The sequence below is a fragment of the Pontibacter sp. HSC-14F20 genome, assembly GCF_019599265.1.
GTDB lineage: Bacteria > Bacteroidota > Bacteroidia > Cytophagales > Hymenobacteraceae > Pontibacter.
This window is the reverse complement of sequence record NZ_JAHZTC010000019.1, coordinates 1-17,800: the sequence shown is the minus strand read 5'-3', so window position 1 is coordinate 17,800 and position 17,800 is coordinate 1. Positions and strand designations below refer to the sequence as shown.

Here is a 17,800-nt window from a genome sequence, read left to right as displayed (position 1 = left end):
GTTTTTATAATATTAGCTTCTGCCGAAACCGTTGATTTTGTGTTTTTAAAAGTTAAACACAATAAATTTCAACATGATGGTCAACGGTATCACTTCTGTGGCGCAAAGGTAAGAAAATAAATGCAAATTTATCACAGATGCCTGCTTATTTACTGTCACAAACACACGAATAATCGTGATTACCAGCAGCAATAGCACCGCCATGCTCGAAACCGTGAGCACCGTGTCTGGAGCCACGTGATTGAGCGAAAGGTATAGCAGCATAACCACCGGCAGGAAAAGGCCCAAAAACAACAGAGAACGCAGAAACTCACTGAATTGAACCTGCACAATCTGCTCCAATCCGAAGATATAACCCATCACTTTCAGGAAAAGGTACTTTAGCAGGATAACCGCAAAGATCACAAAGGTATAGAACAAGATCTTGGTCGTAATATCGGACTCTGACACCGGAAAAAGGCGGTTGAAGATGCGCACATGCTGCACATTGGTATGGATAGCCGCAATGAGCAGCGCCATGGACATAGAAAAGGCAACGATAAACAGCACACCTGACCAGGTGCTGAGTGGCTTGGTCAGGATGCCTTCATCCAGCGACCTGGTGCGCCAGAAGGACTGTGCCCCAAACACTGCCTGAAAATCAGAAGGAAAAGTGGTTTTAAGCCCCCCGTACAGCAGCCCAATCAGCAGCATGAAGATAATGAAAGCATTCTGGTTGACATATTCCCGCAGCCGCACTGAGAAACTCCCTTGCATCGTTTCGCTGTCGGCTCGTTCTGTCTGCACCCGGTTTCGGAAAGAACCAATGTTGGGGTGTTGCGACGGATGCCATACCGACAAGAGGTAGCGCCCATTCACCGGTTTCACCCGATTGTTCCACGTGGACAGGTCGAAGGTATAGGTAGAAGTAGAGTCTGCCGTGAAGATGAGCTGATTGTTCAGGAACAGACACAGGTCTTTCTGGGCCGTAAACTCAATCACAAAAGTTTTGGCAGGCGCCATAGTCACCCATTGATGCACCGCACTGTAGCCGCCGTGCAGGGTTATGGCATAGGGCACCAGGTCGCTGGAGCCGGCATCGTATACCTGCCAGTTGCCATTCAGGGTGTTCTTCTGCTCCAGCGGCAGCACCTGTGCCTGTAGCGGCCAGGTCAGCACCAAAAGCAATAGCATCAGCCCGAAGCTATACCTTATGCGGTTTGTGAAATTCACGGTCAGGGTGAAAAATTTGAGAAGCTATACCTTAAGAATGCAGCACACCCTGCATTTGCAGCATGCTGATGTCGATGAGGTGCTCATCGGTGATCGAGTCAGGCACGAAAACAAAGCGCTTGTCATAGATCTTGCCGTCGATGTAATAACTCACCCAGAACTCGTTGTTGAGCTTGAAAACCGACGGATCGATCACCTCTACCTGCACAAAGCTTTTGGCCTCCACACGCTCAAACATGTGTCGCAGCACGGAGGTTTTTACTTCTTCGTCTTCTATAGTGCCATAGCCCTTGGATGTGACAAACACATTTTCGAGGGTCTCACTATTGTTGTTGATCAGGTATACGTTCCAGATGCGCTCCTCCGGCGACTCGCCCGTGAAGGCAATGGCCACGGCCACACCCTGAACCGGGGTGAAATCAATGTCCTTCTTCATTTAATCTTTTGTAATGCTTGCCTCAAAAAGAGTTGCCAGGTGGCCCAGGAGTTTTTCCTCTACTTCTGCCATCGGCAATTCGCGGCCCAGCTCTTTTGCCAGCGATGTTACCTGCTTGTCGGTAATGCCGCAGGGTACGATGTTGTTAAAATAATCTAAGTCGGTGTTGATGTTGAAGGCAAAGCCGTGCATGGTCACCCAGCGGCTGCACTTCACGCCCATGGCGCAGATCTTGCGCGGACTCTTCTGCTCCACATGGTCCAGCCATACGCCGGTGAGGCCAGGTATACGGCCCGCTTCTATCCCGTAATCTTTCAAAGTCAGGATGATCGCCTCTTCCAGAAAACGCAGGTACTTGTGTATGTCGGTAAAGAAGTTGTCCAGGTCCAGAATCGGGTAACCTACAATTTGTCCCGGTCCGTGGTAGGTGATGTCGCCGCCACGATTGATCTTGTAGAAAGTAGCACCTTTAGCCTTGAGTCCCTCCTCATTAATAAGCAGGTTAGACTCGTGACCGCTTTTACCCAAAGTATAGACGTGCGGGTGCGAGCAGAAAAGCAGGTAGTTTGGCGTCACCTCCTGCGCTTCGGGAGCAGCATTCCGGTTGCGGGACTTCATATCCAGTATACCTGTAAAGAGTTTGTCCTGATAATCCCAAGCCTCTTTGTAGTCGATCAGCCCCAAATGCTCAAATTGTATGGTCTTGTTCTGTGACACGTCTTTTCTCCCTCCTTTCAAGGTATAGCTCAGGGCTAGCTATGATGCCTGCCGGTACTCTATACCTCTAGTTTTCAACAAAGATACGGCCGCTTGCGGGCATACGCAAACAACTACTCCGGCTGCCGTTATAAAACCAGCTGCCGCCCTTACAAGTTTAAAGCTCTTAGGATGACACCGCAAGCACCACACCTTTCTACCGGCGCCAACGGCGAAGACCTGGCCTGCGACCTGCTGCACCAAAAAGATTATCGCATTTTGCAACGCAACCTGCGCATGGGCAAAGCCGAGATCGACATTATTGCCCGCCAAAATGATGTGTTAGTGTTTGTAGAAGTGAAAACCCGAACCAACGACGAGTTTGGTTATCTGGAGGAGTTTGTGAACCGACGCAAGCAACGCATGATCCTCAACGCGGCGGATGCTTATATTGTAAAAACAGGTTGGCAGGAAGACATTCGCTTCGATATTATTGCCATTACGATGAGCAAACCGCCGGAACTGTTCCACATTGAGGACGCCTTTCATTGATACGACAACATTTCATCTAGCGCCCCTGCTGAAGTTTCACAGCGCAGATACTACGTACTTACGTCCAAGCTATACGCAGCCATATTTGCAACTCTTCTTACAGGGCCATCAGACAAAAACGGGTATTGTTTCTTTAATCTTTCTGTAGTTTGGTTATAAGTGTCATTAAGCTCTAGCGGCAGCCAAAACTCTGATTGGCTTGCAAAGTCGTAAATTGAGATTATTTGATTCAGTATATCAATGCCATATTGCACCTTAATCTCCTGCTTAGTCTCATCTGTCCACCATGTCTTCAGATGCTCACTGATAGCCTTATCAACTCTATTCTCGTCGAATATTGACATGAGGTAGCCGAGTAAATTAGTTAGATTGCTTTATAGTGGCAGTAGGCTATACCTATACCTTAACGGCTCGAAGCCCGCTTGTCCAGTTTGTCTTTCTCGAAAATGAGGGTACCGTGTCTGTCGTATTGCTTCACCAGGACTGGCTCTGCCTGCGGCTCATAAGGTGTTTTGGGGTATTGGTACTCGAACTGGCGGCGTGCCCTGAAGTCGAAGTGCTTTACCCAAAGGCCCACTTTACGGCCTTTCTGGTACTGTCCCATCCACTCGAGCTGTCCGTTTTCATAAAAGCGGTAATAAGTCCCCTGCACTTCGCCATAGGCATAGGGTATCACTTCTTTTATCTTTTTGGTGCCCTCATAATACTTCACCACGGCATCGCGCAGGTAGCCTTTCTCGAAATGCTCCTTTGCCAGCAGTATCCCATCGCGGTTGTAGCGTTCCCAGCGCAGGTGTTTGGTACCCACATAGAAATAGCCTTCTTCGACTACTTCACCACCCTGCTCTTTTTTGTAAGGGCCATGCAATACTTTGTGCTGCTCCGGATCCAGTTCGCCGCGGCTTTTGTAGAGTTTGCGACGCTTGGTATCGTAGTAGTATTTTTCAGGAGCATAAGGGTCTGGCTGCTGAAACTCGGCCAAGTAGCTGAAGGATTCGATTACTTCACGAGGGCCACGACCACCTGTCTTCACAAAGCCACGGGCCACTCTGTCACCCATAAAGTAACGCTTGTCGGCTTTCTTCTTGCGCTTTTTGGGTTGCTTATCCTCCACGTTTGCTAGGGAGTCACCTATTTGCACAGAAGGTTTGGCGGTATCGGCCAGAGCGATGGTTTCGGATTTGGCACTCTGCTTTTCGGCAGCCCGGCTCAGGTTGTAATCGCTGTTGTAAGCCGTGGGCTTGCAGGCCGCAACGCCCAGCACCACAGACAAAACAAACCCGACAAGATAGAGCGTGTGCCTCATATGTTTTCGTTCAGATAAATGCGCTTCTGTTGTTTCTAAAAAGCTATACCTTGTTTAAGGTAACGTAAATATGCAGATAAATCATATACCTGCCAACTACCGGTCTGCCAGGTATAGTCCCTATAACTTTAAGCCCGGCGCCTTAGTTCACCGAATGTCGTCCAAAACAAAAAGCGACACCCAGCCGGGTACCGCTTTTTACTGTTAGGTTCAATTATGGAAAGTACTGTTATTCTTTGTCGATCAGGTCCACGCTGCGCTTCACGAAGGCAGTGAGAGCCGAGCCGGAAAGCATGTTCTGCGACAACAGGGCTAGGTCAAAGGCCTGACGGGCAATGCGCTCCTTGTTGTCATCTTTCGCTTTCAGGATGCGCTGGTTGATGCTGTGGTTCGCGTTGATGGTCACGTTGTAGGTGTCCGGCATGTTGCCCATGAACATCATACCGCCACCGCCGCTCTTGCTCATATCCTTCATGCGGCGCATAAATTCCGGCAAGGTAATGATCACTGGCGCATCGTCCGGGGCCATTGGCGCTACTTCCACCTGCATGTTCTGGTTGTTGATTGCCGTTTCGTATATCTTCTTCAAGTCCTCCTTCTCGGTATCATTCAGCACACTCTCCTTGGTTTCATCTTTCTCGATCAGTTTGCCGATCGTTTCAGAGTCTACACGCTTCAGTGAGGTCTTCTCAAGTTTCTGCTCCAGCATGCCGATAAAGTGGCTGTCTATCACAGAGTCAAGCTTGAGCACGTCGTAAGCGCGGTTTTGCGCGGCTTCAACGAAGGCGTGTTGCTTATCGGCGTCGGTGGTATAGAGCATCACCAACTGATCATTCTTGTCGGTTTGATTGGCCTGCGTCAATGCCTTGTACTCCTCTAAGGTATAGTATTTGCCTTCGGTGTTCTGCAGCAGCACGAAGTCCTTGGCTTTTTCATAGAACTTGTCGTCACTCAGCATGCCGTACTTGATGAACACATTGATGTCTTCCCAGTTGGTCTCGAACGTGGCTCTGTCCTTCTTGAAGATATCGTTCAGCTTGTCGGCTACCTTTTTAGTGATGTAAGTGTTGATCTTTTTCACGTTGGAGTCGGCCTGCAGGAACGAGCGGCTCACGTTCAGCGGAATGTCCGGCGAGTCGATCACACCGTGCAGCAGCATCAGGAACTCCGGCACCACGTCCTTCACTTCGTCGGTGATGAACACCTGGCGCGAGTAGAGCTGGATCTTGTTGCGCTGTATCTCGAAGTCGTTTTTGAGCTTAGGGAAGTAGAGTATACCTGTCAGGTTGAACGGATAGTCCACATTCAGGTGAATCCAAAAAAGCGGAGCCTCTGAGAATGGGTATAGCTCTTTGTAGAAGTTCTTATAGTCCTCGTCTGTCAGTTCTGATGGCTGTTTCGTCCAGATCGGGTTCGGGTTATTGATGATCTCTCCTTCGAATTCCACCGGCACCGGCAGGAACTTGCAATATTTGTCAAGAATAGTACGAATGCGGGCCGTCTCCAAAAACTCCTCCGAATCAGAAGCTACGTTCAGTATCACGTTGGAACCTTGGTCTTCTTTGTGCGCTGGCGCTATGGCAAACTCGGTGCTCCCGTCGCAAGTCCAATGAGCCGCTTCCGTGCCTTCTCTGTACGATTTAGTAATGATCTCGACACGATCAGCTACCATAAAGGCAGAGTAGAAGCCCAGACCGAACTGACCGATGATCTGGTTCTGCTCACCGGCGTCTTTGTAGCGCTCCACAAACTCAGTGGCACCCGAAAAGGCGATTTGGTTGATGTACTTCTTGATCTCCTCAGCCGTCATACCGATACCGTTGTCCGAAATGGTGATGGTACGGGCATCTTTGTCCACTTTCACGACCACTTTCAGCTCGCCCAAATCGCCTTTGTACTCGCCAATGGAGGACAGGCGCTTCATTTTCTGGGTGGCGTCCACGGCATTACTCACGAGCTCACGCAGAAAAATCTCGTGGTCGGAGTAAAGGAACTTCTTAATGATCGGGAAAATGTTTTCGGTGTGAATCGAAATATTACCTCTTTCTTCCATGTGCTATACTTTTAAAATCTATCTTTTAATAAGTGATGTCTGTGAAACCGATGCCTGTGAAAAGGACAAGGGAATTCCTGCCCAAGCGCTTTCAAATCCTGTTCCACAGGTATAGAACCGGCCCGTTTGTGACAGGTTGTCAGAAAACATCCGCTATACCTTCTGCGTTAAGGAGCACACAGGTATAAAACTTGTTGTTTTGGCATGATTTCGCTGATCGATTTGCCAAGAGATTGGACCTGAGCAAGCGAAATGTTTAATTGTTGATACAACAATGGTGAAAAACGATTATCTTTGTTTTATAGCCTTACTTTAGGTGTACCGGTTCACGACATATATCGCCCTTTTTCTGCTGCTGCTGTTCACGCGCGCCATGGTGCCGGACCAGTTGCTGCTCAGCCTGCACAGCCATGCCCACACGGCGCATAGCCACCCAGGCGATCAGAAAAACGCGCATGTCGAGAAAAAGCACAACCACTGTCCGGTCGAGGATCTGTTTGGAGCGCCCTATCAAAGCGCCACCACAGTCTATACCTTCAGGGCGCCTGTTGCGCTGCCAGAGCATGCTGTACGGTATGTCCATTACGCAGCTTTTGATTCATTTGCCCGCCTCAAACTTCGCGGCCCGCCCGCACTCGGCTAAACCTTTCGCTTTTTTTCCGGTCTTACGCCGTGTCGCCTCTCCCGATACCTGTGTTTAGACTGGTTTATCAGTTTTGCATACCTGCTGCCCTGGTACGGTGATGAGTACTACCTGCTGGTATCCTGTTTATTTTCCTGGCAAAATAGCTATACCTATACCTGCGGTTTTTTTCAGCCGACGGGTTAGAGGGACGCTGTAGTCCATACCTTATACCTAAATTCTAAACATTCTGTGTTCAGATCTAAATTCATTTTCCTGCTGTTGTGGCAGCTACTCCTGATTGCTCCCCTGGCAGTGGCGCAGGAGCAGCTATACCTGGACGGCGACAATTCGGAACAAGACTGCGGCATGACCCTCTCGGGCAAGGTGCTGGACCACGACACCCGGGAGCCACTGATCGGTGCCACTATTTATATAGAGGAGCTGCAGCGGGGCACGTTGTCGGATGAATACGGCAACTACCATTTTCACCACCTGTGCCGCGGCAGCTATACCTTAAAGGTGACCTACATCGGCTATGTAACGGAACGGCCTTCGCTTCGGATGACGACCTCTACCGTGCGAAACCTGACCCTGCACATCGATGCGCAGCAGCTGGAAGCTGTAGAGATCACCGGAAGCCGCCTGCAGGAGCAGGCGCAGGCAACCGAAACGCTCCAGGGGCGCGAACTAGCGGAAACCCGCGGGCTTTCGCTGGGCGAGTCGCTGAAGAAGCTGACGGGAGTAAGCTCTGTACAAACAGGCCCTACCGTTTCCAAGCCTGTTATACATGGCCTTTTCGGTAACCGCGTGGTGATCATGAACAATGGTGTGCGGCACGAATCGCAGCAGTGGGGCAATGAACATGCACCGGAAATTGACCCGCTGAATGCCCAGCAGATGCGGGTGATCAAGGGTGCGGCAGGTGTACGCTACGGCTCCGATGCCATTGGTGGCATTGTGCTGGTAGAGCCTAGTCCGTTACCGGACTCTGCAGGTATAAGCGGTGAACTCGCCCTGATAGGCAGTACCAACAACCGCATGGGCACGGTGGCCGGCATGGCAGAGGGCAGGCCTCGGAAGTTGCCGCTGAGTTGGCGCCTTCATACCTCTGTTAAGAAAGCAGGCAGTGCGCAGGCTTCCAAGTATAATTTAGACAACACAGGCTTTGAAGAACAAAACCTGGCAGCTACACTGGGCTATAAGCGGCAGCGCTTAGGGGCAGAGCTGTACTACAGTTACTTCCACACCAAGCTGGGCTTTCTGTCGTCGGCGCATATCGGTAACCTGACGGATCTGGCAAACGCCATCGGGCGGGAGCGGCCGGAGGAGACGGGCAGCTTTACCTATACCATTGCCCGCCCTTACCAAGACGTGACACACCACCTGCTCAAGGCTAAGGCTTTTTACCAGACAGGTGAGGCCGGTGAGCTGCAGTTCACCTACGGGCTGCAGCAGAACGTGCGACAAGAGTATGACAGGCACCGCAACACCGGCGACCGTCCACAGCTGGACCTGGACCTGCAGACACATACTACCGAGCTGGTATGGGAGCACAAGCCGGTTGCAAATATCTCCGGGAGCATGGGAGTTTCTACTATCTGGCAGAATAATACCTATGCTGCCAATACCAGGCCCCTGTTGCCATACTTTATCAATACCACGATCGGTGCCTTTATCTCAGAGAAATGGCGAAAGGATAATCTGCAGCTGGAGGCTGGCATCCGCTACGACAATAAATCGCTCGACATTAAGCGGTGGAACCGTACAGAGGGTGTGCTGCGCCCGTCATACACGTTTCATAACTTTTCCGGAAGCTTCGGCGCACTGTACGACCTGGGCTACCACGTCACGCTGAGTGCCAACGTGGGCTACGCCTCCCGTGCACCGCATGCTTATGAGTTGTTTGCCAACGGGCTGCACAACAGCGCGGCTTCTTTTGAGCGCGGCAACCCAGAGCTGGTGTCGGAAGACGCCGTGAACACCATGGCCATCCTCAATTACCATTCTAACCCCCGGCTGAACGGGGAGCTTAGTCTCTATTACAACACCATTAACAATTATATTTACCTGCAGATAGCTCCAGATTATGCGCTGGGCATAGGCGGCGCCTACCTGCAGGCCGACTACCTGCAGGCCGATGCCCGGTTCTGGGGAGCAGACCTTAACTTCGACTACGCCCTGACCAACCGGCTGACGCTGAACAACAAAACGTCGCTGGTATATGCTAAGAACAGGGAAACAGACAGTTATCTGCCGTTTATTACGCCTGGCCGTACTGACAATACCCTCCGCTACAGCTTCGAGAACAGGAGTGCTTCCAAGCTCTCCGACAGCTACCTGGCGCTCGGAGGGTTGTATGTAGGTCGTCAGGACCGTTCTGATGCGCAGTCTGATCCTGTTTTAGCTGCACCTGATGCGTATTTCCTGTTGCACGCCGAGGCGGGCACGCAACTGCAGTTCGGGAAGCAACAGGTGGAGCTAGGTATAGTGGGCAGCAACCTGCTCAACACCAGTTACCGCGATTATCAGAACCGTCTCCGGTATTTTGCCGACGAGATGGGCCGCATGATCATGTTTCGCATCAAGCTTCCGCTGTAGTCACATCAATTAAAGAATTCAATTAATTAAACCTAAAACAGTTTATTATCATGAAGAAATCATTCAGACCATACCTCGCTTTTTTGCTAATGGGAAGCTTACTTACATTTTCGGCCTGTAAAGATGAAGAGGAACCTGAGCCGGACCACGAGCACGATGTAGTAACGACCGTGACCCTGACGCTTACGCCTTCCACTGGTGGTGAAGCAGTTACTGCCACCTGGGAAGATTTAGACGGACCAGGCGGAAACGCTCCTGAGATAGACGCACTGGTGCTCAGCGCCAACACTACGTATACCGGCTCCCTGACTTTTGCATCTGAAGAGGCACACGGCGATCACCACCATGCACACGACCTGACCTCCGAAATTCGTGAAGAGGGAATAGCCCATGAGATTTTCTATCTGGTGACACCGCAGGACCTGGTTGACATTTCTAAAACTGATAAGGATGCGAACGGCCTCCCGATCGGGCTGGAAACGACGGCGACAACTACTGCGGCCGGAACAGGCAAAATGCGCATTATACTTAAGCACCAGCCGGGCACCAAGAGCAGCACGAGCAACGAGAATACCGGCGAGTCTGACGTAGATATCACGTTTGACACCAAAGTTCAGTAATAAGCAGCTAGCTGTATAACATAAAAGGGGCGCCAGTCGGTGCCCCTTTTTCATTAACTCCCTATATACCGGTAAATGAGCTTCGAAAAACAGACTTTTTTGACGGCCATACCGTTAGTAACTACACGCTCGTGCCTGCCGTAAATCAGCCTGATCAGTAGCATTCAAATGCCGAAGCCCTTGCAGCGTGCCATCTTCTGAATAAAACGCTATATTTATACCTTGACCGACAGCCAGTATCATTATGAAACTATACCTGCATGAACAAACTACTTAGACCATACCTTGCTTTTCTGCTGATGGGCAGCCTGCTTGCCTTCACTTCCTGTAAAGACGATGAAGAGCCAGGTCCGGAGGATGAGCAGGAGGTAATTACAGCTGTGACGCTTTCGCTGACCCCAACCGGGAAAGGCCAGGACACAGAAGCTACCATCAGCACCTTAACCGGCTCGCCGGTACAGAATGCACCGCTCACATTGCGGCCAGGCACAGAGTACACGGCTGTAGTCACCATGACCGACGAAAGCAAGAACCCTGTTGCCGACATGACAGCAGAAATCCAAAACGAGCGTGACGAGCACCTGCTTGTGTATACCTTCACGCCGGAGGCAGGCAGCGATGCGACCGTGGTTGTCACCATTACCGACATGGACCAGAACAACCTTCCTGTCGGTCTGGAGTCAACTGTGACAACCGGAGCAGGTATAGGCAACGGCAAGCTGAGAGTTTTGCTCAAGCATCAGCCAGGCAATATCAAAACCGGCACGAACACCACAAATGGCGAAACCGACATCGACGTTAGTTTTAATGTGATCGTGGCGAATTAAGCACCTTCTTTAGAAATCATAAAAAAGACCGCAACAGGTATACCCTGCTGCGGTCTTTTGCTTTTGTATCTGCTATACCTGCTGGCTGCCCTGAATACAGAATCTGCCTCTTTTTGGTCAACCCGCCTATACCTGTATCAGCGGTCAAGCAACTGCTGGCCAAATAGCATTTCGATGGTTTTACCGATGCGGTTGGCACGGGTTTCAGGTCGTTTGGCTTCCTGTATGGCCAGCACGTGTTCTTTGCGGTGCGTAAAGGCCAGCTTCTCAAATGTCTCCAGCAAACCTGCCGATTCCAAAGCTTCGCGCAGATCCTGCGGTATTTCCACTGTTCTGTTCTTGCGGTCTATACCTGGTGCATCAACCCCAAACTTCGATGGCGCACTTCGTTCAGACTTATGCTTAAACCGCAGCGAAGACCAAGTATCGTCTATCGCCACCTGCCTGACCGCAGCGTAGCCTAAACCTGATACCGCTTCCCAACCGTTATCGCGGTTCAGATCCGATTTTATACCTGACGATTTTTTGGGATAGGCTACCCAAAGCAGCCCATTTCGTTTGAGCGAAGGCACAGCAAGCGGCACGTAGTAGTTGAGCTCGCGGCTATCGGTGGCAAACACCTGCACCGCATCATAGGCTATACCTACAGCAGGTGTACTGTGTACGTCTATACCTTGTGCCGTTAGGCCCTCTGCTATACCTGCCTGCGCATTGAGCACCAGCACCTGCCACCCTGACTTCAAATTTAACTTTTTGGCTATGTCCTGCATCATCGTATACCTGTTTGAGCACTAAGCTAAAAGAAAAATCGTAATTTTGAGTATGATTATATACAACGTAACCATCAACATCGACAACAGCGTGGCCGAAGAGTGGCTGGACTGGATGAAGAGCACGCATATACCGGAGGTGATGGCCACCGGCTTTTTCCTGAACAACCAGATTGCCCGCCTGCTGCACGAAGAAGATAATGGCGGTGCCACCTATGCCGTGCAGTATACCTGCCGCAACCTGGAGGACCTGGAAGAATACCAGCGCGATCATGCGCCCGCCTTGCAGGCCAAGGTACATGCGCGTTATCCGGAAAAGTTTGTTGCCTTCCGTTCTTTGCTGGAAATTGTTGGCAGAGATGTAGAAAAGGACCAGTAAGGATTATACCTTAACAGCAAACAAGCCCGTGCTAAGGTATAGCACGGGCTTGTTTGCGTATAGATGTTAAGCTAATGTATAGCTGAGACTCATACCCTAGTCGGCGCTGAATCCCTTGATTTGTTCTTCGTTGAAGTTGCAGTTGATCCATTCGCCATCCAGGTTGGCGCCTATCTTTTTATAGAACGCGATAGCCGGCTCGTTCCAGTCCAACACTTGCCATTTCATGCGTTTGGCACCAATTTCTTTGGCTTCGCGGGCGACGGCATTGAACAGCATTTTGCCGATACCGCTTCGACGCAGGGGCTCGGTCACCACCAGGTCCTCTAGAAAAAGCATTTTACCTTTCCACGTGGAATAGGCGATATAGTAAAGCGCTATACCTACTATACCCTGATTGGTCTCGGCCACAAAGAATTTAAAAATCGGATTTTCCCCAAACCCGTCCCGATGCATGTCCAGAACGGTGTTGGTCACTTCGTCCGGCGCTTTTTCGTACACGGCCAGCTCTTGTATCAGTGCGTGCACCTGCGGCAGGTCGTCTATGGTTCCTTTTCTGATGTTTAGCATATTGATGGTTTATTGCGGATTATTTGAAGGCTAAATAGGTAGCTGATTGATTTGTTTTCCGTGCACGATTTAGTCAGGTCGCGACCTGTCCCTACAGGTATACCTGCAGGCTTGCTACTTTCACAATTTTCTCAAACGCTTCAACTTCCAAACTTAGTTCTGGCTTGCACCAGTTCTTTGCCTGTTTCGGTGCTGGTGAGTTTGTGCAGGAAAATACCGGGTTCTTCAACTGGTCCGGCAGTAGCTGCAACGGTGTCGCCCAGAGTACTTTCGGCTTTAAAGATAATATCAATTTCGCTTAGCTGCAGCTTTTCGAGCATTTCTACCGGCAGCGTTTCAAGGACCCATTGGAGGTAGCGCGTGTTGGTAACGTGGCGGTTGAGGTCGATGTCGTGCCAGCGCACAGGCATTTGCTGCTCATACCTGACCTGCTCCAGTGGCGGTAACTTGCCCTTGGCAAAAGGCAGCGGCTCCTGACCCGGCACTACTTCTATGGCCGTGATAAAATCGGGCACCGATACAAGTTGGCGCTTCACCACATCCATTACCAGCCATACGCTGGTCACCTGCCCCAGCAGCTCGCGGGCGGGGCCGTATACCCTGAAATCGCGGTGCAGGAACACGCGCTCACGCCCCGAAGCCCAGGTTTCGACGGTAATCTTTTCGCGGTGCTTCGGGTAGCGGAACATTTCGACGCGCATGCGCTGCAATATCCAGGTGAGGCCGCGCTCCAGCAACTCATACATCGATATGCCCATGGTGGCGGTGTTGTCCCAGGCGGCTTCCTGCATGTAACCGACCAGCGCCGGTAAGGTCGCCTGACCGTTCATATCTGTTTCGGTGGAGCGTATGGTAAAGTTGCTTTGGCCTGTCACTGATTTCATAGCGTGTGGTTTGGTTCGTGTTACAAGGTACGCAGGAATCGGGCTTGGGCTTTCAGGTATAGGTATAAAAAAAGCACATCGGTTGCCCAATGTGCTATCATTCTCAGAACGTTTATAATCTAAAAGAAGGCACCCACAAAAGCACCGAATGGCATAAAAAGAAGCCCCAGCGCATAGATCACCAACATAATAATAGTCAGGATACCCATGAATTTGAAGAGCGACTTCAGGTTCCTAAAGGACTTCGAAATCATCTCCTTGTTATTTGTGCTAAGACCTGTCCGCATGTGGGAAGAAAACTTGTATAAGTATAGGATAGGAATGAAGTACAGCAATGCTCCCAGAAAATAGAAAAGTCCTACACCTATACCTGCTGTGGCACTGTTCAGGAAATTTCCACCAGAAACATTTCCTATACCTCCGAAAAAAATAGCAGACATGAATAATCCTGCCAATCCGACAAAGCCTAAAATGACGAAGCCGACAATAGACAAGAACCTGCCCCATTGGGCTGCTGCGCTCAAAAAATCTCTGGAGTCCGGGTTAAGTTGCATTCCCAAGGGTTGCTCGTTGTAAAGTTCTGCTTCCATATTGTTAAGGCTTCAAGTTGATTAAATAAATATAAAAAATACTAATATAAATCAAATAACACTAAAGCCTCAATCTAAAAAAAGGCCAGCACCGCATCGCTGCAGTACTGGCCTTTTTTACTTCAATTATCAGCTATACCTGTTAGGGCTGCTGCTTGGCATACGGGTTCACGCCCATGTTCTTGTAAAGGAACGCCCAGGTATCGGCCCACTCCTGAATAACCAGAGAAGTTGGCTTACCGGCACCGTGACCTGCACGCACATCAATGCGGATTAGGTATGGGTTGCCAGGAGCGCCTTTATCCTGCAGCTCGGAGATGAACTTGAACGAGTGCGCTGGCACTACTCGGTCGTCGTGGTCCGCAGTTTTCACCAGTGTGGCAGGGTATTTCACACCTTCCTTAATGTTATGCAGCGGCGAGAAGGTATACAGGTTTTTGAACTGTGCTTCGTCGTCAGCAGAACCGTACTCGGGTACCCACGCCCAACCGATGGTAAACTTGTGGAAGCGCAGCATGTCCATTACACCCACCGCAGGTACAGCTACTTTCGCCAGTTCCGGGCGCTGTGTCATAAAGGCACCTACCAGCAAGCCACCGTTTGAGCCACCGCCCACAGCCAGTTTTTCGCTGGAAGTATACTTGCTGTCGATCAGGTACTCGGCTGCAGCAATAAAGTCGTCGAACACATTTTGCTTGTTTGGCGTCATACCCGCTTTGTGCCAGTCTTCGCCGTACTCACCGCCACCGCGCAGGTTTGGCATCGCGTACACGCCACCATTCTCAAGCCACAGCATGTTGGCGATGCTAAAGCTTGGCGTAAGCGAAATGTTGAAACCACCGTAAGCGTACAGGTATGTCGGGTTGTTGCCGTTCAGCTCCAGGCCTTTTTTGTGCACAATGAACATCGGCACTTTAGTACCGTCTTTCGAGGTATAGAACACCTGCTTGGTTTCATAGGCTTCGGTGTCCACATCTACTTCCGTTTTGCGGAATAACGTTACCTTATTGTTTGGCACATCATAGTGGTAAATGGTTGGCGGGTAAGTGAAGGACGTAAACGTGAAGAATGTCTCTTTATCGTCTTTCTCGCCGCTAAAACCACCCACTGTACCAATAGCCGGCAGCTCTACTTTGTTCAGTTGCTTGCCGTTGGTGTCGAATACGACCACTTCGCTGGAAGCGTCTTTCATGTATGAGGCAATGATGCGGCCTCCTACCAGCGACACACCGGTCATCACGTTTTCGTTTTGCGGCACCACTATTTTCCAGTTCTGCTCCTGTGGCTTTTTCGGATCGATGAGCACTAAACAGTAGCGCGGGGCATTTTTGTTGGTGCGCACCAGCAGCTTGTCGCCTACGTTGTCCACCACACTGTACTCTGACTCAAAGCTGTCGATGATGGGCTTGATAGTAGATTTCGGATCCGTCAGATCGCGATAGTACAGGGCATTGGCGCCAGCGGCTCCTTCCGACGCGTTCAGGATCAGGAAGCGCTCGTCGTCTGTGGTCTGGCCGTAGTAGTTGCGGAGCGGCTTGGTTTTATCTTCGTATACCAGCTTGTCCTGGCTCTGCGGCGTGCCTATTTTGTGGTAATATACCTTGTGATACTCGTTCTTGTTGGCCAGCTTGTTGCCTTCGGTTGGGGCATCGTAGCGACTGTAAAAGAAGCCGTCTTGGTGCCAGCTCGGGCCGGAGAATTTCACCCACTCCACTTTGTCGTCGAGTTTCTTGCCGGTGGCCACTTCTATTATTTCGTACGTATTCCAGTCAGAGCCGCCGCTTGAGGTGCCGTAGGCTACATATTTGGCATCTTTGTCGAAAGCCAAGGCCGTGAGAGCTACCGTACCGTCGTTAGAGAATTTGTTTGGGTCGAGGAATACTTTCGCCTCGCTCTCCAGGGTGTTCTGCACGTAGAGCACGCTCTGGTTCTGCAGGCCGTCGTTTTTGTAGAAATAGTACTTACCGCCTTTTTTAAACGGGGCACCATACTTCGGATAATTCCAGATTTTGGTCAAACGCTCCTTGATCTGGTCACGGAACTCAATGCCGTCCAGGTAATCGAAGGTCACTTTGTTCTGTGCCTCTACCCACTGGTCTACTTCTTCGTTGTGAGTTTCGAGCCAGCGGTACGGGTCAGCCACTTTGGTGCCGAAGTAATCATCGGAGTGGTCTACTTTCTTGGTTTCAGGGTAAGTGAGTTGGGATTCGGCGGCAGCTACAGGCGCCGTTGTTGTAGTTTCAGAATTCATGCCAGTGGCGGTATTCTCGGTTTGGGATGATTTGCAGGCCGATACGGCAGTCAGACCGCCTGCCAGCAAAAGGACAGTTGTTTTTTTCATGTGGCTGTATGATCGTTTGGGACTATTCGTTTTAACAAGGATTAAAGATAAAAAATTCGCTGCAGAACTTACAGCTACGAGCTATTGCGCAAAATTGATTTCCGTGCTGTCGCCGATGTTGAGGCTGTGGCTAAGGCCCTTGAAGCTGGCATCGGATCCGATAATAGAATCGTGCATCACGGCGTTCTGCAGCTCGGAGTAGGCCCCTATAATTGAGTTGCTCAGCGAGGTACGTGAAATGGTAGCATGTTCGCCGATGGCCACATTAGGGCCGATGATGGAGTTTGTGATGTTGCAGTTGGCGCCAATGCTCACCGGCGGAATAATGATGTTGCCCGGATACTCTTTTGAGTAATCAATATCCCGAAAGCGGGGTCGGCTCAGAATTTTGGCATTGGCCTCAAGTAGGGTTTCTTTGCGACCGCAGTCAAACCAGTTGTCCACGTTCCAGGTCACCATTTTCTCGCCCTGCCGGATCATGTGCATGAGCGCATCGGTGAGGTGGTACTCGTTGTGGGTGTGTATACCTTCGGTGATGATATATTCGAGTGAACTAACCAGCTTTTCAGGATTCATGATCTTGTAGAGCCCCACCAGCGCAAAGTTCGATTTCGGAATCTTCGGCTTCTCCACCAGTTTCACTATGTATTCGTCGTTGCCGACTTCCGTTACGCCAAACAGCGAAGGCTTTGCCACTTTCTTCACACCCAACACCGATTTAGGAGAGGCGATGATGGCGGGCAAATCGGCTTCTACAATGTTGTCGCCGAGCATAATGAGCACACTCTCTTCGTGACGGTAGGTTTCGCGGGCAATCCAGAGGGCGTGCCCCAGACCTTCGCGGGGCTCCTGTACTATAAACTGTGCCCTGATCTCAGGGTATTTTTGCCGGACGTAGTTTTCCACCTTGTCGCCGAGGTAGCCAATGATAAACACATAGTCCTGTATACCTGCCTGTATGAGCCGCTCTACAATGTGGCCCAGTATCGTATTATCCGCCACCGGCACCAGCGATTTGGGCTGGGTATGTGTGTGCGGACGGAGTTTAGAACCAACACCAGCAACAGGAATAACGACTTTCATATACTACACATTTGCAGCAATATAGTAATTTTTCGTCAGGATTTAGTGGATAAAGAGGAGGAAATGTGGGGTAAATTTAGACGGAAATAGTTGTTGGAGCGGGTATAGGGCTGCTATTACAAGGAGTTACAGTACTAGTACACAGTCAATTTAGTCATTAGGTATCACTTTAGCATACTGAGAAGCCATCTTTTCCCTGGCCTCCTTGACTGTGAAGCTCCAGTGGATTTTTACTTGTTTCTCATTTCGTTCTTCTAT

General features: G+C 50.4%; 18 protein-coding genes. 5 read left to right on the top strand and 13 right to left on the bottom strand.

Translation table 11 applies throughout. The features are described from left to right. Positions 1 to 45 precede the first annotated feature (45 nt). Genes K3G39_RS16625 through lipB form a run of 3 tightly spaced genes read right to left on the bottom strand, consistent with a single transcriptional unit; the run spans position 46 to position 2,365 of the window. Entirely contained in the window at positions 46 to 1,212 is a 1,167-nt protein-coding gene (locus K3G39_RS16625) for a DUF4271 domain-containing protein (RefSeq protein ID WP_370627273.1), read from the bottom strand. 31 nt (positions 1,213 to 1,243) lie between these two features. Further along, positions 1,244 to 1,648: a hypothetical protein gene (locus K3G39_RS16620; RefSeq protein WP_220627304.1), complete on the bottom strand. Its 405-nt coding sequence runs from the start codon at positions 1,646 to 1,648 to the stop codon at positions 1,244 to 1,246. After that, positions 1,649 to 2,365, bottom strand: coding sequence for a lipoyl(octanoyl) transferase LipB (gene lipB, locus K3G39_RS16615; RefSeq protein ID WP_220627303.1), 717 nt, complete (start codon positions 2,363 to 2,365; stop codon positions 1,649 to 1,651). Between the two features lie 171 nt (positions 2,366 to 2,536). On the opposite strand from lipB, the gene K3G39_RS16610 reads away from it, so the two are divergent. Then, positions 2,537 to 2,896 carry a YraN family protein gene (locus tag K3G39_RS16610; protein ID WP_220627302.1) on the top strand — a complete coding sequence of 120 codons (360 nt, stop codon included), beginning with the start codon at positions 2,537 to 2,539 and terminating at the stop codon, positions 2,894 to 2,896. Between the two features lie 50 nt (positions 2,897 to 2,946). On the opposite strand, the gene K3G39_RS16605 is transcribed toward K3G39_RS16610, so the two are convergent. From K3G39_RS16605 to K3G39_RS16590, 4 genes are all read right to left on the bottom strand, one after another. Continuing rightward, complete coding sequence (locus tag K3G39_RS16605) at positions 2,947 to 3,240, bottom strand: hypothetical protein (protein WP_220627301.1); 294 nt, start codon at positions 3,238 to 3,240, stop codon at positions 2,947 to 2,949. Positions 3,241 to 3,299: 59 nt separating this feature from the next. Then, entirely contained in the window at positions 3,300 to 4,202 is a 903-nt protein-coding gene (locus K3G39_RS16600) for a toxin-antitoxin system YwqK family antitoxin (protein WP_220627300.1), read from the bottom strand. A gap of 229 nt (positions 4,203 to 4,431) precedes the next feature. Continuing rightward, positions 4,432 to 6,255, bottom strand: a complete 1,824-nt coding sequence (htpG, locus tag K3G39_RS16595; protein WP_220627299.1) for a molecular chaperone HtpG — start codon at positions 6,253 to 6,255, stop codon at positions 4,432 to 4,434. Between the two features lie 307 nt (positions 6,256 to 6,562). Continuing rightward, the gene (locus K3G39_RS16590; RefSeq protein WP_220627298.1) at positions 6,563 to 6,838 is read right to left on the bottom strand and encodes a hypothetical protein; all 276 of its coding nucleotides are present in this window, start codon (positions 6,836 to 6,838) and stop codon (positions 6,563 to 6,565) included. A gap of 291 nt (positions 6,839 to 7,129) precedes the next feature. Between K3G39_RS16590 and K3G39_RS16585 the strand changes: the two genes are divergently transcribed. From K3G39_RS16585 to K3G39_RS16575, 3 genes are all read left to right on the top strand, one after another. Beyond that, positions 7,130 to 9,478, top strand: a complete 2,349-nt coding sequence (locus K3G39_RS16585) for a TonB-dependent receptor (protein ID WP_220627297.1) — start codon at positions 7,130 to 7,132, stop codon at positions 9,476 to 9,478. Between the two features lie 50 nt (positions 9,479 to 9,528). Then, positions 9,529 to 10,098 carry a hypothetical protein gene (locus K3G39_RS16580; RefSeq protein WP_220627296.1) on the top strand — a complete coding sequence of 190 codons (570 nt, stop codon included), beginning with the start codon at positions 9,529 to 9,531 and terminating at the stop codon, positions 10,096 to 10,098. A gap of 260 nt (positions 10,099 to 10,358) precedes the next feature. Beyond that, positions 10,359 to 10,925 (top strand): hypothetical protein, encoded by a 567-nt coding sequence (locus K3G39_RS16575; protein WP_220627295.1) that lies wholly within the window; start codon positions 10,359 to 10,361, stop codon positions 10,923 to 10,925. 137 nt (positions 10,926 to 11,062) lie between these two features. Here K3G39_RS16575 and K3G39_RS16570 read toward each other — a convergent pair whose 3' ends face one another. Beyond that, positions 11,063 to 11,698 (bottom strand): YdeI/OmpD-associated family protein, encoded by a 636-nt coding sequence (locus tag K3G39_RS16570; protein WP_255594430.1) that lies wholly within the window; start codon positions 11,696 to 11,698, stop codon positions 11,063 to 11,065. Positions 11,699 to 11,747: 49 nt separating this feature from the next. Here K3G39_RS16570 and K3G39_RS16565 point away from each other — a divergent pair, with 49 nt between their 5' ends. After that, positions 11,748 to 12,074 carry a DUF4286 family protein gene (locus K3G39_RS16565; protein WP_220627294.1) on the top strand — a complete coding sequence of 109 codons (327 nt, stop codon included), beginning with the start codon at positions 11,748 to 11,750 and terminating at the stop codon, positions 12,072 to 12,074. Positions 12,075 to 12,170: 96 nt separating this feature from the next. Here the strand turns inward: K3G39_RS16565 and K3G39_RS16560 are convergent, their stop codons facing one another. The 5 genes from K3G39_RS16560 to K3G39_RS16540 all read right to left on the bottom strand — a co-directional run bounded on the left by K3G39_RS16560 (position 12,171) and on the right by K3G39_RS16540 (position 17,542). Further along, a complete protein-coding gene (locus K3G39_RS16560) occupies positions 12,171 to 12,644 on the bottom strand; it encodes a GNAT family N-acetyltransferase (protein WP_220627293.1) in 474 nt (157 codons plus the stop codon). Positions 12,645 to 12,784: 140 nt separating this feature from the next. Further along, on the bottom strand, positions 12,785 to 13,528 hold the full coding sequence (locus K3G39_RS16555) for an acyl-[acyl-carrier-protein] thioesterase (RefSeq protein ID WP_220627292.1): 744 nt from the start codon (positions 13,526 to 13,528) through the stop codon (positions 12,785 to 12,787). Positions 13,529 to 13,647: 119 nt separating this feature from the next. Further along, on the bottom strand, positions 13,648 to 14,118 hold the full coding sequence (locus K3G39_RS16550; RefSeq protein WP_220627291.1) for a DUF5362 family protein: 471 nt from the start codon (positions 14,116 to 14,118) through the stop codon (positions 13,648 to 13,650). A gap of 142 nt (positions 14,119 to 14,260) precedes the next feature. Next, the gene (locus tag K3G39_RS16545) at positions 14,261 to 16,459 is read right to left on the bottom strand and encodes a prolyl oligopeptidase family protein (RefSeq protein WP_220627290.1); all 2,199 of its coding nucleotides are present in this window, start codon (positions 16,457 to 16,459) and stop codon (positions 14,261 to 14,263) included. Positions 16,460 to 16,540: 81 nt separating this feature from the next. Next, entirely contained in the window at positions 16,541 to 17,542 is a 1,002-nt protein-coding gene (locus K3G39_RS16540; protein WP_220627289.1) for a sugar phosphate nucleotidyltransferase, read from the bottom strand. Between the last annotated feature and the right edge of the window lie 258 nt (positions 17,543 to 17,800).

Coding starts and splice junctions, on each gene's coding strand:
- K3G39_RS16620 (WP_220627304.1), bottom strand. CDS start 1,648: ATGAAGAAGGACATTGATTTCACCCCGGTTCAGGGTGTGGCCGTGGCC.
- K3G39_RS16610 (WP_220627302.1), top strand. CDS start 2,537: ATGACACCGCAAGCACCACACCTTTCTACCGGCGCCAACGGCGAAGAC.
- K3G39_RS16605 (WP_220627301.1), bottom strand. CDS start 3,240: ATGTCAATATTCGACGAGAATAGAGTTGATAAGGCTATCAGTGAGCAT.
- K3G39_RS16600 (WP_220627300.1), bottom strand. CDS start 4,202: ATGAGGCACACGCTCTATCTTGTCGGGTTTGTTTTGTCTGTGGTGCTG.
- htpG (WP_220627299.1), bottom strand. CDS start 6,255: ATGGAAGAAAGAGGTAATATTTCGATTCACACCGAAAACATTTTCCCG.
- K3G39_RS16590 (WP_220627298.1), bottom strand. CDS start 6,838: ATGGACATACCGTACAGCATGCTCTGGCAGCGCAACAGGCGCCCTGAA.
- K3G39_RS16580 (WP_220627296.1), top strand. CDS start 9,529: ATGAAGAAATCATTCAGACCATACCTCGCTTTTTTGCTAATGGGAAGC.
- K3G39_RS16575 (WP_220627295.1), top strand. CDS start 10,359: ATGAACAAACTACTTAGACCATACCTTGCTTTTCTGCTGATGGGCAGC.
- K3G39_RS16570 (WP_255594430.1), bottom strand. CDS start 11,698: ATGATGCAGGACATAGCCAAAAAGTTAAATTTGAAGTCAGGGTGGCAG.
- K3G39_RS16565 (WP_220627294.1), top strand. CDS start 11,748: ATGATTATATACAACGTAACCATCAACATCGACAACAGCGTGGCCGAA.
- K3G39_RS16560 (WP_220627293.1), bottom strand. CDS start 12,644: ATGCTAAACATCAGAAAAGGAACCATAGACGACCTGCCGCAGGTGCAC.
- K3G39_RS16555 (WP_220627292.1), bottom strand. CDS start 13,528: ATGAAATCAGTGACAGGCCAAAGCAACTTTACCATACGCTCCACCGAA.
- K3G39_RS16550 (WP_220627291.1), bottom strand. CDS start 14,118: ATGGAAGCAGAACTTTACAACGAGCAACCCTTGGGAATGCAACTTAAC.
- K3G39_RS16545 (WP_220627290.1), bottom strand. CDS start 16,459: ATGAAAAAAACAACTGTCCTTTTGCTGGCAGGCGGTCTGACTGCCGTA.
- K3G39_RS16540 (WP_220627289.1), bottom strand. CDS start 17,542: ATGAAAGTCGTTATTCCTGTTGCTGGTGTTGGTTCTAAACTCCGTCCG.